The 12,591-nt window shown below is 60.0% G+C and carries 13 protein-coding genes; 8 read left to right on the top strand and 5 right to left on the bottom strand.

Features of this window, described 5'->3' with window-relative positions:
• Positions 1–942, top strand: coding sequence for an ABC transporter permease (locus I6L33_RS21165; RefSeq protein WP_010633105.1), 942 nt, complete (start codon positions 1–3; stop codon positions 940–942).
• 78 nt (positions 943–1,020) lie between these two features.
• Here the strand turns inward: I6L33_RS21165 and dxs are convergent, their stop codons facing one another.
• Genes dxs through xseB form a run of 3 tightly spaced genes read right to left on the bottom strand, consistent with a single transcriptional unit; the run spans position 1,021 to position 4,050 of the window.
• Positions 1,021–2,886: a 1-deoxy-D-xylulose-5-phosphate synthase gene (dxs, locus tag I6L33_RS21160; protein WP_042049657.1), complete on the bottom strand. Its 1,866-nt coding sequence runs from the start codon at positions 2,884–2,886 to the stop codon at positions 1,021–1,023.
• Positions 2,887–2,907: 21 nt separating this feature from the next.
• Complete coding sequence (gene ispA, locus I6L33_RS21155; RefSeq protein WP_216973292.1) at positions 2,908–3,798, bottom strand: (2E,6E)-farnesyl diphosphate synthase; 891 nt, start codon at positions 3,796–3,798, stop codon at positions 2,908–2,910.
• Positions 3,799–4,050, bottom strand: coding sequence for an exodeoxyribonuclease VII small subunit (gene xseB, locus I6L33_RS21150; protein ID WP_005298113.1), 252 nt, complete (start codon positions 4,048–4,050; stop codon positions 3,799–3,801).
• 219 nt (positions 4,051–4,269) lie between these two features.
• Between xseB and pomA the strand changes: the two genes are divergently transcribed.
• The 3 genes from pomA to greA all read left to right on the top strand — a co-directional run bounded on the left by pomA (position 4,270) and on the right by greA (position 6,564).
• Positions 4,270–5,028 (top strand): flagellar motor protein PomA, encoded by a 759-nt coding sequence (gene pomA / locus I6L33_RS21145; protein WP_005298116.1) that lies wholly within the window; start codon positions 4,270–4,272, stop codon positions 5,026–5,028.
• A gap of 8 nt (positions 5,029–5,036) precedes the next feature.
• A complete protein-coding gene (locus I6L33_RS21140) occupies positions 5,037–5,933 on the top strand; it encodes a flagellar motor protein MotB (RefSeq protein WP_216973291.1) in 897 nt (298 codons plus the stop codon).
• A 154-nt stretch (positions 5,934–6,087) separates the two neighbouring features.
• The gene (greA, locus tag I6L33_RS21135) at positions 6,088–6,564 is read left to right on the top strand and encodes a transcription elongation factor GreA (protein ID WP_005298120.1); all 477 of its coding nucleotides are present in this window, start codon (positions 6,088–6,090) and stop codon (positions 6,562–6,564) included.
• Positions 6,565–6,611: 47 nt separating this feature from the next.
• Here greA and I6L33_RS21130 read toward each other — a convergent pair whose 3' ends face one another.
• On the bottom strand, positions 6,612–7,205 hold the full coding sequence (locus tag I6L33_RS21130; RefSeq protein WP_010633109.1) for a hypothetical protein: 594 nt from the start codon (positions 7,203–7,205) through the stop codon (positions 6,612–6,614).
• A 105-nt stretch (positions 7,206–7,310) separates the two neighbouring features.
• Positions 7,311–7,607 (bottom strand): ribosome assembly RNA-binding protein YhbY, encoded by a 297-nt coding sequence (gene yhbY, locus I6L33_RS21125; RefSeq protein WP_005298134.1) that lies wholly within the window; start codon positions 7,605–7,607, stop codon positions 7,311–7,313.
• A gap of 97 nt (positions 7,608–7,704) precedes the next feature.
• On the opposite strand from yhbY, the gene rlmE reads away from it, so the two are divergent.
• The 4 genes from rlmE (at position 7,705) to glmM (ending at position 12,589) form a co-directional block, all read left to right on the top strand.
• The gene (rlmE, locus tag I6L33_RS21120) at positions 7,705–8,334 is read left to right on the top strand and encodes a 23S rRNA (uridine(2552)-2'-O)-methyltransferase RlmE (protein ID WP_005298136.1); all 630 of its coding nucleotides are present in this window, start codon (positions 7,705–7,707) and stop codon (positions 8,332–8,334) included.
• 45 nt (positions 8,335–8,379) lie between these two features.
• Complete coding sequence (ftsH, locus tag I6L33_RS21115; protein ID WP_017765155.1) at positions 8,380–10,329, top strand: ATP-dependent zinc metalloprotease FtsH; 1,950 nt, start codon at positions 8,380–8,382, stop codon at positions 10,327–10,329.
• Between the two features lie 62 nt (positions 10,330–10,391).
• Positions 10,392–11,237, top strand: coding sequence for a dihydropteroate synthase (gene folP, locus I6L33_RS21110; RefSeq protein ID WP_216973290.1), 846 nt, complete (start codon positions 10,392–10,394; stop codon positions 11,235–11,237).
• Between the two features lie 17 nt (positions 11,238–11,254).
• Positions 11,255–12,589 carry a phosphoglucosamine mutase gene (gene glmM / locus I6L33_RS21105; protein ID WP_005298142.1) on the top strand — a complete coding sequence of 445 codons (1,335 nt, stop codon included), beginning with the start codon at positions 11,255–11,257 and terminating at the stop codon, positions 12,587–12,589.
• Positions 12,590–12,591: the final 2 nt, after the last annotated feature.

The following is a 12,591-nucleotide window of genomic DNA, read 5'->3' as shown; positions in this document are numbered from 1 at the left end:
ATGAGCAATGCAGTAACTGCAAGCCCAAGCCGTTGGGCTCGATTCAAAAATTCCGACATCGTCTACTACTTCCTGCGGGACAAGGTAGCCATGTTCAGCTTTGCGGTGTTCGTGGTATTCGTGCTGGCCGCCATGCTGGCGCCTTGGCTCGCCCCGTACAACGTCTATGACCAGACCAGCTTCGATCTGATGGATGCCGAACTGCCGCCCTCCTGGCTGGCAGGGGGTGAGGAGCGTTTCTGGCTCGGTACCGACAACCAGGGTCGCGACATCTGGAGCACCATCCTCTATGGCGCCCGCATCTCGCTCACCATAGGTCTGTTCGCGGTGGGGCTGCAGCTGGTGCTCGGCATCGTCATCGGCCTGCTGGCCGGCTACTTCGGTGGCCGCATCGACAGCCTGCTGATGCGCTTTGCCGATGTGCAGCTGTCGTTTTCCACCATGATGGTGGCGATCATCATCTCCGCCATCTTCCAGGCTACCTTTGGCTCCGAGTTCTACTCGAAGTTCGCCATCCTGATGCTGGTGGTGATCATCGGTATCGCCGAGTGGCCGCAGTACGCCCGAACCGTGCGCGCCTCGGTGCTGGCGGAGAAGAAAAAGGAGTATGTGGAAGCGGCCAAGGTGATGGGCTTTCGTGCCCCGCGGATCATGTTCCGCCACATTCTGCCCAACTGCCTGTCGCCGATCCTGGTCATCTCCACGGTGCAGGTGGCCAACGCCATCATGAGCGAGGCGGCGCTCTCCTTCCTGGGGTTGGGGATGCCGGTGGATCAGCCGTCGCTGGGCTCGCTCATCAGCGTAGGCTTCAACTACATCTTCTCCGGCTCCTGGTGGATCACCGCCTTCCCGGGCATCTGCCTGGTGGTGCTGGTGCTGGTCATCAACCTGTTGGGTGACTGGCTGCGGGATGTGTTCAATCCCAAGCTCTACAAGGGCTGATGGTCACAGATAAACAAACGAGACAGACAAACGAAAAGGGCGCCATAACGGCGCCCTTTTGCTATGTGTGCTGAGGGATCAAGCCTGCAGCCACTGCTCGATGCTGCGCTGGATGCCGGCGCCATCGAGCCCCAGCAGAGCGTAGATCTCCTCCTGGGTACCCTGCTCCACGAAGCGATCCGGCAGGCCGAGGTTGAGCACCGGCTTGCACTGTTTGCTGCGCATCAGCAGCTCGTTCACCGCAGAGCCCGCGCCACCCATGATGGCGTTGTCCTCGAGGGTGACGAACTGATCGTGGGTCGCGGCTAGGGAGAGCACCAGGGCCTCGTCCATCGGCTTGACGAAACGCATGTCCACCAGGGTGGCGTCGAGCGCCTCGGCAGCCGCTTTGGCCTGTTGCAGCAGGGTGCCGAACGCCAGGATGGCGGTGCCCTTGCCCTGACGCACAATCCGCCCCTTGCCGAGCGCCAGCGCCTGCATCTCGCTCTCCACCTGGATGCCGGTGCCGCTGCCGCGGGGGTAGCGTACCGCCGCCGGCCCGTTGCACTGGTAGCCGGTGTAGAGCATCTGACGGCACTCGTTCTCGTCGGACGGGGTCATGATCACCATGTTGGGCACGGTGCGCAGGAAGCTGATATCGAATGCCCCCTGATGGGTCGGGCCGTCAGCCCCCACCAGACCGGCTCGGTCGATGGCGAACAGCACCGGCAGCTCTTGCAGCGCCACATCGTGGATCAGCTGGTCGTAGGCCCGCTGCAGGAAGCTCGAGTAGATGGCGACCACCGGCTTCTGGTCGGCGATGGCGAGACCGGCGGCGAAGGTGACCGCGTGCTGCTCGGCGATGGCCACGTCGAAGTAGCGATCCGGATACTGCTGGCTGAACTTCACCAGGCCGGAGCCTTCGCGCATGGCCGGGGTGATGCCGACCAGCCGCTCATCCTTGGCTGCCATGTCGCACAGCCACTGGCCGAAGATGGCGGAGAAGCTCGGCTTGCCGCCACTCGCCTTGGGCAGGGTGCACTCGTCCGGATTGAACTTGGGCACGCCGTGATAACCGATGGGGTCCTTCTCGGCGGGCTCGTAGCCCTTGCCCTTCTTGGTCTTGACGTGCAGCAGCTGCGGCCCCTTGAGATTGCGCATGTTGCGCAGGGTCTCGACCAGAGCCTCGATGTCGTGGCCGTCGATGGGACCTATGTAGTTGAAGCCGAACTCCTCGAACAGGGTGCCGGGCACCACCATTCCCTTGAGGTGTTCCTCGGCCCGCTTGGCCAGCTCCTTGACCGGCGGCAGGCCGGCCAGCACCTTCTTGCCACCCTCGCGGATGGTGGTGTAGAGCTTGCCGGACATGATGCGGGCCAGGTGGTTGTTCAGTGCCCCGACATTCTCGGAGATGGACATCTCGTTGTCGTTGAGCACCACCAGCATGTCCTTGTGAACATCGCCGGCGTGATTGAGCGCCTCGAACGCCATGCCGGCGGTGATGGCGCCATCGCCGATCACCGCCACCACCTTGCGCCCCAGCCCTTCGCTCTCGGCCGCCACGGCCATGCCGAGCGCCGCACCGATGGAGGTGCTGGAGTGACCGACGGAGAGCACGTCATACTCGCTCTCGCCGCGCCAGGGGAAGGGGTGCAAACCGTCTTTCTGGCGGATGCTCTGCATCCGATCGCGGCGACCGGTCAGGATCTTGTGGGGATAAGCCTGGTGGCCCACGTCCCACACCAGCCGATCGAACGGGGTGTTGTAGACGTAGTGCAGCGCCACCGTCAGTTCGACGGTGCCGAGCCCGGAGGCAAGATGACCACTGGAGCGACTCACCGAACGCAGCAGATATTCACGCAGTTCGTTGCACAGCACAGGCAGTCGCTCGAAGGGCAGGGATCGCAACTCGACCGGCGTATCCGCGAGGGCCAGGTTGGGGAAATTGCTTATATCAACGCTCATATTGTTACTGTTATCCAGCGTTTAGTGGGTTCGCTCGATGATGTAATCGGCAAACGCTTCCAGAATGTCGGTATTGTAGGGCAAAGATTGCAAGGCTGTTAAGGCTTTACCATGCAGTTCGCGAGCCAGCTCACGGGCATTGTCGAGCCCAAGCAGTGCCGGATAGGTACTCTTTTCCAGCGCCAGATCGGAACCCTGTCGCTTGCCGAGGGTGGCGGTGTCACCCGTGATGTCGAGGATGTCATCCTGCACCTGGAAGGCGAGACCGATGGCGGCGGCATAGGTTTGCAGCGCGCTCAGGGTAGTTTCATCCACGTCGGCCTTGCACAGGGCGCCGAGCGCCACGGCGCACTCGATGAGAGCCCCGGTCTTGTGGCGGTGTACCTGCTCCAGCTCGGCCAGGGTGATCTGACGCCCCTCCGCCTGCAGATCCAGCGCCTGGCCACCGCACATGCCGAGATAACCGGAGGCGCGCGCCAGCCGGCTCAGCATCCGCACCCGGTTGGCCAGCAGTGAATCCGGCATCGGGTGATCGGCCAGAATGGAGAAGGCCAGGGTCTGCAGGGCGTCACCGGCCAAAATGGCGGTGCCTTCATCAAACGCCTTGTGCACCGTCGGTTGGCCGCGACGCAGATCGTCGTCATCCATGGCGGGCAGATCGTCGTGCAGCAGGGAGTAGGCGTGGATGCACTCCACCGCGGCGGCGGGGCCGTCCAGCAGCTCGCGCTTTACTCCCAGCATCTCGCCGACGGCGTAGACCAGAAAGGGGCGTACCCGTTTGCCACCCAGCAGCAGACCATAGCGCATGGCATCGCGCAGGCGGGGGGCCATGGGTGGCAAGGATTCAAGTTGTGCAGATAGACAGTCGTCAATACGTTGCCGGTGCAGGCGGGAAAAATCGTCCAGCGTCACTCACTCCTCTCCTTGCTCTGGCTGGAAGGGAACTGCGTGCTCGCTGCCATCGGCCTGAGTCAGCAGGATCTGGATCTTCTGCTCGGCCTGCTCCAGCTTCTGCTGGCCGGCACGCACCAGGTGAATGCCCTGTTCGAACTGCTTGAGGGCCTCTTCCAGCGGCAGGGAGCCCTGTTCCAGTTGATGAACTATGGTTTCCAGCTCTTCCAGAGTGGCATCAAAACTCAGGCGGTCGATTTTTTTACTGGCCATGTCCATCCTCGGGGATTGAAAAAAACGGCTTATCTTAACATCGACGGCGGGCAGGGGGGAGGCAGAAAAATGCCATCGGCTTAAACTCTCGGAAAAGTGGCCGATAATAAGCCATCTTCCAAAGGGGAAAATGGTAGCGGCCCTTGCCGCTGGTGAGCCAATAGCAGAAAATTCAACAAACTACAGATACAACAAATTTCAGCTGACAGGAGTAGGGATGTGGATCTAGGTAGTCTGATTGGCATAGTGCTGGGATTTGGGGTGGTCATCTATGGCATGCTGCTGGGTGGCCCTGTGGGGATGTACATTGACGTTCCTTCAATCTGCATCACGGTGTTAGGCTCCATCTTTATCGCCATGATGAAGTTCAACATCGGCCAGTTCCTGATGGCGTTCAAGGTGGCCGGCAAGGCATTCATGTACAAGGGAGACAAGCTTGACGATCTGATCGTCAAGGCAGTCGAGCTGGCCGATGCGGCCCGCAAGGGCGGTTTTCTGGCGCTGGAAGCGGCCGAGGTGCCCAACCCCTTCATGAAAAAGGGCATCGACATGCTGGTGGACGGTCACGACGCCGACGTCATCCGTGCCGTGATGGAAAAAGACATAGAGCTCACCGCCGAGCGCCATGTCATCGCCATCAAGGTGTTTCGCTCGCTGGGGGATCTGGGGCCGGCCATGGGGATGATCGGTACCCTGGTCGGGCTGGTGGCCATGCTGGCCAATATGAGCGACCCCAAATCCATCGGTCCGGCCATGGCGGTAGCCTTGCTCACCACCCTGTACGGCGCCATCGAGGCCAACATGCTTGCCATCCCCATCGCCGACAAGCTGGAGCTGCGCAGCGGTGAGGAGAAGCTGAGTCGCTGCCTGGTGCTGGACGCCATCATGGGCATCCAGGATGGCCAGAACCCTCGGGTGATCCAGTCCATGTTGCAGAACTACCTCAACCAGTCGAAACGCAACAATGGCGATGAATAGGGGGCTGTATGTCTGATTGCAAATGTCCGCCCCCCGGGCTGCCCGGTTACATGGGGACTTTCGCCGATCTGATGTCGCTCTTGATGTGCTTCTTCGTGCTGCTGCTCTCGTTTGCCGAGATGGATGTGCAGAAGTTCAAGCAGATTGCCGGCTCCATGGAGAAGGCGTTCGGGGTGCAGAACATTCTCGAGGTGAAGGACATCCCCAAGGGAACCTCCGTCATTGCCCAGGAGTTCAGACCGGGTCGCCCGGAACCAACGCCCATCGATACCATCATGCAGCAGACCATCGACATGACCCAGACCGAGCTGGAATTCCAGCCCGGTGACGCCGACAAGGCTGGTGGTCATGACAAGAGCGAAGACAAGCTGGTGGGGGGCGATACCCAGCAGGAGGCGCAGAAACAGCAACAGGAGCAGTCCAATGCGCTGGCCAAGGCGCTGGCGGATCAGATGAAGGCGCAGATCCAGGATGGGGCGATCGAGATCGAGGCGCTGGGCCAGCAGATCATCATCCGGATCCGCGAGAAAGCCGCCTTCCCGGCGGGCTCTGCCTTCCTGCAGCCCCAGTTCTGGCCTGTGGTGCGCAAGGTCGCCGCCTTGCTCAAGGATGTCCCCGGCGAGATCACCATCTCCGGCCATACCGACAATGTGGCCACCGAGGATGAGCTGTTCCAGTCCAACTGGGATCTCTCCTCCCAGCGGGCGGTGGCAGTGGCCCACCAGATGATTAAGGTGCCCGGTTTTGATGGCAGCCGGCTGGTGGTGCAGGGCATGGCGGATACTCAGCCGCTGGTGCCCAACACGACACCGGAAAACCGGCGCATGAACCGGCGGGTGGAGATCTCCATCATGCAGGGCAAGCCGACCGTATCTGCGCCGATCAGTGCCCAGGAGCAGAAATAGTCACAGACAATTGTGATGCCAAAGCGCGATCTGCCTCGCAGGGACCGACATGGATTTTGTGCCGGCTTCATATTAAGATGCCTCATCCGAACCGACAGCTGCGGCTCTCTCTGATAGCCGCAGCTTCTCTTTTCAAGCAACCCAGGTTTCGACTATGAATCATACTCCGATGACTGTTCGCGGCGCTGAAAAGCTGCGTGAAGAGCTCGAATATCTCAAGACCGAGCTTCGTCCGCAGATTATCGAAGCGATTGCAGATGCCCGTGAACATGGTGATCTGAAAGAAAACGCCGAATATCATGCTGCCCGTGAGCAGCAAGGCTTCTGTGAAGGCCGTATCCAGGAAATTGAGAGCAAGCTCTCCAACGCCCAGGTGATCGACGTCACCAAGATGACCAACAATGGTCGCATCATCTTCGGGGCGACCGTGACGCTGCTCAAGAGCGAGACGGAAGAAGAGGTGGTCTACCGCATCGTGGGTGACGACGAGGCGGACATCAAGCAGAACATGATCTCCGTGAATTCGCCCATTGCCCGCGCCCTGATCGGCAAGGAAGTGGACGATGTCGCCATCGTCAAGACACCGTCCGGCGACGTGGAGTACGAGATCCTGGAAGTCGCCTACCTCTGAGGTAGCGACCAGCCAGCAACAGGGGAGCCCGGCTCCCCTGTTTGTATTCAGCGGGGCTGATAAGCCTGGGTGAAGGCGTCCTGATGGCGCTGAAACATCCATCCGCGCAGTTGTTCAAGATCCTCTCTGGCCATCTGGAAGTGCAGTGCCCAGCCCTGTATGCCGTTGCGACGGTGGATCCGCCTGACCGGCTCTGCGCTGAGGGGCAGAGGAGGGAGACCTTCGATCAGCAGGGTGCCTGCCAGCGTGGTATCCATGGCCAGCTCCGCCGGCAAGCCTTCCACCACCAGCCCGTCCAGCGACAGGCTGTGCACCAGGTAGTCCTCTTCTCCCATCTGGAAGCGGGCCTGTTCATCCAGCCGCCAGGTGCGCGGATGAGGGTAACCCAGCTCCTTGATGACGGGGGCGGCGATGCGTGGTTCGACGAAGCCGTCATCGCCCTGAGTAAAACGCAGTGGGAAACGGAGCTGGTGTCCGGCGAAGCGGGCTTCTAGCACCAGCTGGTCGGCGCGTTGCAACAGGCCAAGCAGGGGAGTGGCGAGATAACCGCTCAGGGGTTGCCCGGCGGCCGTCTCCTGATCGTTTCCCAAGTCCCGTAGCATGGCCAGTTCATCTTCGGTGAGAATCTGATGGTGATCCATAGCGGGTTTCCACGAGTATTCATCGCAGGTTAAGGGCCTGGCGACTACTTTGGCAAGCGACTTGGGAAGAGAGAAAATGAGAGGAAAGAGCGATGCTCTTTCCTGTTACTTGCGGGGCAGTTGGATTTTCGGCTCGTTGGCCTGACGGTAGATGGTCAGCACGTGGCCGATGCTCTGTACTTTCACCGCGCCGGTTTCACGGACGATGGCATCCATAACCAGCTGTTTCATCTCACGATCTTCAGACGCAACCTTAACCTTGATCAGCTCGTGGTGGTTGAGCGCCAGATCGATCTCGGCCAGCACACCTTCGGTCAGACCGTGTTGTCCCAGCAGGACGACCGGCTTCAGACTGTGGGCAAGGCCCTTGAGGTACTGTTTCTGTTTATTGTTGAGAATCATGGCAATTTCTTCATAAGTCAGGGTTGAAAGGGGCGTATTCTACCCCCACTTAGCCCTTAATACTAATAACCCTTGTGGTTTTTTAAAGTCGACAATCATGACCCAGAAAAAACATTCCCCCAGTTCAACCCGCTGGTTAAAAGAGCATTTTGACGATCAATACGTCAAGAAAGCCCAGAAGTTGGGGCTGCGTTCCCGTGCCGTGTTCAAGATCGACGAAATCCAGGGCAAGGACAAACTGCTCAAGCCCGGCATGACGGTGGTGGACCTGGGGGCGGCCCCCGGTGGATGGTCCCAGTTTGCCATCGATCAGGTCGGTGACAAGGGCCGGGTGATCGCCTGCGATATTCTGCCGATGGATTCCATCGCCGGTGTCGATTTCCTGCAGGGAGACTTTCGGGAGGAAACTGTACTGGGTGCACTGCTTGAACGGGTTGGTCCGGACAAGGTTGACGTTGTCATGTCCGACATGGCACCCAACATGAGCGGTACCCAGCAGGTGGATCAGGCCCGTTCCATGTATCTGGTCGAACTGGCGCTGGACATGTGCAATCAGGTCCTGCGTTCCAACGGCAGTTTCGTGGTCAAGGTATTCCAGGGGGAGGGGTTTGACATCTATCTCAATGAAATCCGTAAGCTTTTCTCTGCTGTCAAGATTCGTAAACCAGACTCGTCTCGTGCCCGTTCACGAGAAGTCTACATTGTGGCTACCGGTTTTAAACTGTAGTACCCTAACCTTCATCGTTAACTGTCAGTCTGCGAGGTTACTGATTTGAGTGACATGGCGAAAAACCTAATCCTGTGGCTGGTCATCGCCGTCGTGTTGATGTCGGTGTTCAATAGCTTCAGCCCCAGCGATACCACCAGTCGCCAGCTGGACTATTCCAGCTTCGTTAAAGAAGTGACCCAAGAGCAGATCCGTGAAGTACGGATGGATGGCAAGGTCATTAATGGCGTCAAGCGCACCGGTGAACGCTTCACCACCATCATCCCGGCGCCGGATCCCCAGCTGCTCAACGACATGCTCAATCACAATGTCAAAGTAATGGGCGAGAAGCCGGAAGAGCCGTCTCTGATCACCTCTATCTTTATCTCCTGGTTCCCGATGCTGTTGCTGATCGGTGTCTGGGTCTTCTTCATGCGTCAGATGCAGGGCGGCGGTGGCAAAGGTGCCATGTCGTTTGGCAAGAGCAAGGCTCGCCTGATGAGTGAAGATCAGATCAAGACCACTTTCGCCGACGTAGCCGGTTGCGATGAGGCCAAGGAAGAGGTCAAGGAGCTGGTCGACTATCTGCGCGACCCGAGCAAATTCCAGAAACTGGGCGGCAAGATCCCGACCGGCGTACTGCTGGTAGGTCCTCCCGGTACCGGTAAGACCCTGCTGGCCAAGGCCATTGCGGGTGAGGCCAAGGTGCCTTTCTTCACCATTTCGGGTTCCGATTTCGTCGAGATGTTCGTGGGTGTGGGTGCCTCCCGGGTACGCGACATGTTCGAGCAGGCCAAGAAATCCTCCCCCTGCATCATCTTCATCGATGAGATCGACGCCGTCGGTCGCCAGCGTGGCGCCGGTCTGGGCGGTGGTCATGACGAGCGTGAGCAGACCCTGAACCAGATGCTGGTCGAGATGGACGGCTTTGAGGGCAATGAAGGCATCATCGTCATCGCCGCTACCAACCGTCCTGACGTATTGGATCCTGCCTTGCTGCGTCCGGGCCGTTTCGACCGTCAGGTCGTGGTCGGTCTGCCGGATGTGCGTGGCCGCGAGCAGATCCTCAAGGTGCATATGCGCAAGGTGCCGTTGGCGGATGACGTCAACCCGGCGCTGATTGCCCGCGGTACTCCTGGTTTCTCCGGTGCCGATCTGGCCAACTTGGTCAACGAAGCCGCTCTGTTCTCTGCGCGCGAGAGCCGCCGTGTGGTGTCCATGGCCGAGTTCGAGAAGGCGAAGGACAAGATCATGATGGGCGCAGAACGTCGCTCCATGGTGATGAAAGAGTCCGAGAAGGAGATGACGGCTTATCATGAAGCGGGTCACGCCATCATTGGTCGCGTGGTACCGGATCATGACCCTGTCTACAAGGTCTCCATCATTCCGCGCGGCCGTGCGCTGGGTGTGACCATGTACCTGCCGGAACAGGATCGCTGGAGCCACTCCAAGCAGCATCTGGAGTCCATGATCTCCAGCCTGTACGGTGGCCGTCTGGCGGAAGAGCTGATTTACGGTGCCGAGAAGGTATCGACCGGTGCATCCAACGACATCGAGCGTGCCACCGACATCGCCCGCAAGATGGTGACCCAGTGGGGTATGTCCGAGCGTCTCGGTCCCATGCTCTATGCGGAAGAAGATGGCGAGGTGTTCCTCGGTCGCAGCATGGCCAAGGCCAAGCACATGTCCGATGACACCGCCCGCATTATCGATGCCGAGGTCAAGCAGGTGATCGACCGCAACTACGACCGTGCCAAGCAGATCCTGCTGGACAACATGGACGTGCTGCACAGCATGAAAGATGCGCTGATGAAGTACGAAACCATCGATGCCAAGCAGATCGATGATCTGATGGCTCGTCGCGAAGTGCGTGCTCCCAGCAACTGGCATGACGAGCACGGCGATACCCCGCAGGGTGGTGCGACTGTGGCACCCGAGCCCAAGCCGACCGTGACCGAGGCGGAACAGGTTGCCGATGTCGATATCGACAAGGCCAACGACCTGCCTGCCAAATAAGTCGTGATGATACAAACCCCGGGCTGGCCCCGGGGTTTTTCTTTATGTCCATGGAAGTGAAGATGCAGCTAATCAGCAAGGGGCTCAGCCTCTCCCTCGAACGTCCCCACGTCATGGGGATCCTCAACGTGACGCCGGACTCCTTCTCCGACGGCGGCCATTTCAACCAGCTGGAGCGGGCGATGACCCATGCGCGCCAGATGGTGGCGGAGGGGGCAACCCTCATCGACATCGGTGGTGAATCGACCCGTCCCGGCGCTCCCGACGTGAGCGAACAAGAGGAGCTGGACAGGGTCCTTCCCGTGGTGGAGCACATGGTACGTGAGCTCGACGTGATGATCTCCCTCGACACATCCAAGGCGGCGGTCATGCGGGAGGGCTGCGCGGTGGGGGCCCATCTTATCAACGACGTACGAGCCCTGCTCGAACCTGGTGCACTGGCTGCGGCGGCCGCTGCCGACGTCCCCGTGTGTCTGATGCACATGCAGGGGCAACCGAGAACCATGCAGGCCGAGCCCCATTACGATGATCTGTTGGGGGAGGTGAGAGCCTTCTTTGATGAGCGGATCGCCGCCTGTTTGACGGCCGGCATCGCTCGTGAACAGCTGCTGCTGGATCCTGGCTATGGTTTTGGCAAGACCCTTGCGCACAACTATCAGCTGCTGGCACAGCAGGAGTCATTGCTCGATTACCAGCTGCCGCTCTTGGTCGGGATGTCGCGAAAGTCTATGATAGGCAACCTGCTCGGTCGCCCGGTTGATGAACGGCTGGCCGGCAGCCTGGCCTGTGCCCTTATCGGGATGCAGCGTGGTGCCCGGATCATCCGGGTGCACGACGTGCGAGCGACCATGGATGCTCTGCGCACCGGCTGGATGGTCATGACGGGACAAGATTTCATATCCAAATAAAAAAACGAGAACAGACAATGGCAAGAAAGTATTTTGGCACCGACGGTGTACGCGGCAAGGTGGGTGAATACCCGATCACTCCGGATTTCGTGATGAAACTGGGCTGGGCCGCGGGCAAGGTGCTCTCCAAGAAGGGTACTCGCAAGGTGCTGATCGGCAAGGATACCCGCATCTCCGGCTACATGCTGGAGTCGGCGCTGGAAGCGGGTCTTTCCGCCGCCGGTCTCAAGGCCATCCTGATGGGCCCCATGCCCACCCCGGCCGTTGCCTACCTGACCCGCACCTTCCGTGCCGAGGCAGGCATCGTCATCAGTGCTTCCCATAACCCCTATTACGACAACGGCATCAAGTTTTTCTCCGCCGATGGCACCAAGTTGCCTGACGAGGTCGAGCTGGCCATCGAAGCCGAGCTGGATCACGAACTGAAGTGCGTGGAGTCCGCCGAGCTTGGCAAGGCGCTGCGTATCGACGATGCCGCCGGTCGTTACATCGAATTCTGCAAGAGCACCTTCCCCTCCAATCTGAGTCTGGAAGGGCTGAAAATGGTGGTGGATTGCGGCCATGGTGCCACCTATCACATCGCGCCTTCCGTTTTCCGCGAGCTGGGGGCCGAGGTGATCGCCATCGGCTGCAGCCCGGATGGTCTCAACATCAATGACGGCGTCGGCTCAACCGCCCCGGAGGCACTGGCCGCCAAGGTACTGGAGTGCAAGGCTGATCTCGGCGTTGCCTTCGACGGCGATGGCGATCGCCTGGTGATGGTGGATCATACCGGCTACATCATCGACGGTGACGAGATCCTCTACATCATCGCCCGCGATGCCCTGCGTAACGGCCGCCTCAAGGGCGGTGTTGTCGGCACCCTGATGGCCAACATGGGGCTGGAGCTGGCGTTGCAGACCCTGGGCATTCCGTTCGCCCGCGCCAAGGTGGGTGACCGCTATGTGCTGGAGATGATGAACGAGAAGGGCTGGCGCATCGGTGGCGAGAACTCCGGTCACATCATCTGCCTGGATCAGACCACCACCGGGGATGGCATCGTCGCCGCCCTGCAGGTGCTGACCGCCATCTGTACCGCGGAGATGCCGCTGGCCAAGCTGCGCTCCGGTATGAACAAGTTCCCGCAGGTGCTGGTCAACGTGCGCTTTGCCGAAGGCAAGGACCCGCTGGCGGCTGACGCCGTACAGCAGGAAGTGGCCAGGGTGGAACAGGAGCTGGCCGGTCGTGGCCGTGTGCTGCTGCGCAAGTCCGGCACTGAACCCCTGATCCGCGTGATGGTGGAGGGGGAGCACGAGCAACAGGTGCGCGATATGGCACAACGCATTGCACAACAGGTTGAATCGGCGTTTTAATG

It is taken from the genome of Aeromonas sp. FDAARGOS 1403 (assembly GCF_019047325.1).
Taxonomy (GTDB): Bacteria; Pseudomonadota; Gammaproteobacteria; order Enterobacterales; family Aeromonadaceae; genus Aeromonas; species Aeromonas dhakensis.
This window is presented reverse-complemented; position numbering and strand designations above follow the sequence as displayed.

Coding starts and splice junctions, on each gene's coding strand:
- I6L33_RS21165 (WP_010633105.1), top strand. CDS start 1: ATGAGCAATGCAGTAACTGCAAGCCCAAGCCGTTGGGCTCGATTCAAA.
- dxs (WP_042049657.1), bottom strand. CDS start 2,886: ATGAGCGTTGATATAAGCAATTTCCCCAACCTGGCCCTCGCGGATACG.
- xseB (WP_005298113.1), bottom strand. CDS start 4,050: ATGGCCAGTAAAAAAATCGACCGCCTGAGTTTTGATGCCACTCTGGAA.
- I6L33_RS21140 (WP_216973291.1), top strand. CDS start 5,037: ATGTCTGATTGCAAATGTCCGCCCCCCGGGCTGCCCGGTTACATGGGG.
- greA (WP_005298120.1), top strand. CDS start 6,088: ATGAATCATACTCCGATGACTGTTCGCGGCGCTGAAAAGCTGCGTGAA.
- I6L33_RS21130 (WP_010633109.1), bottom strand. CDS start 7,205: ATGGATCACCATCAGATTCTCACCGAAGATGAACTGGCCATGCTACGG.
- yhbY (WP_005298134.1), bottom strand. CDS start 7,607: ATGATTCTCAACAATAAACAGAAACAGTACCTCAAGGGCCTTGCCCAC.
- rlmE (WP_005298136.1), top strand. CDS start 7,705: ATGACCCAGAAAAAACATTCCCCCAGTTCAACCCGCTGGTTAAAAGAG.
- folP (WP_216973290.1), top strand. CDS start 10,392: ATGCAGCTAATCAGCAAGGGGCTCAGCCTCTCCCTCGAACGTCCCCAC.
- glmM (WP_005298142.1), top strand. CDS start 11,255: ATGGCAAGAAAGTATTTTGGCACCGACGGTGTACGCGGCAAGGTGGGT.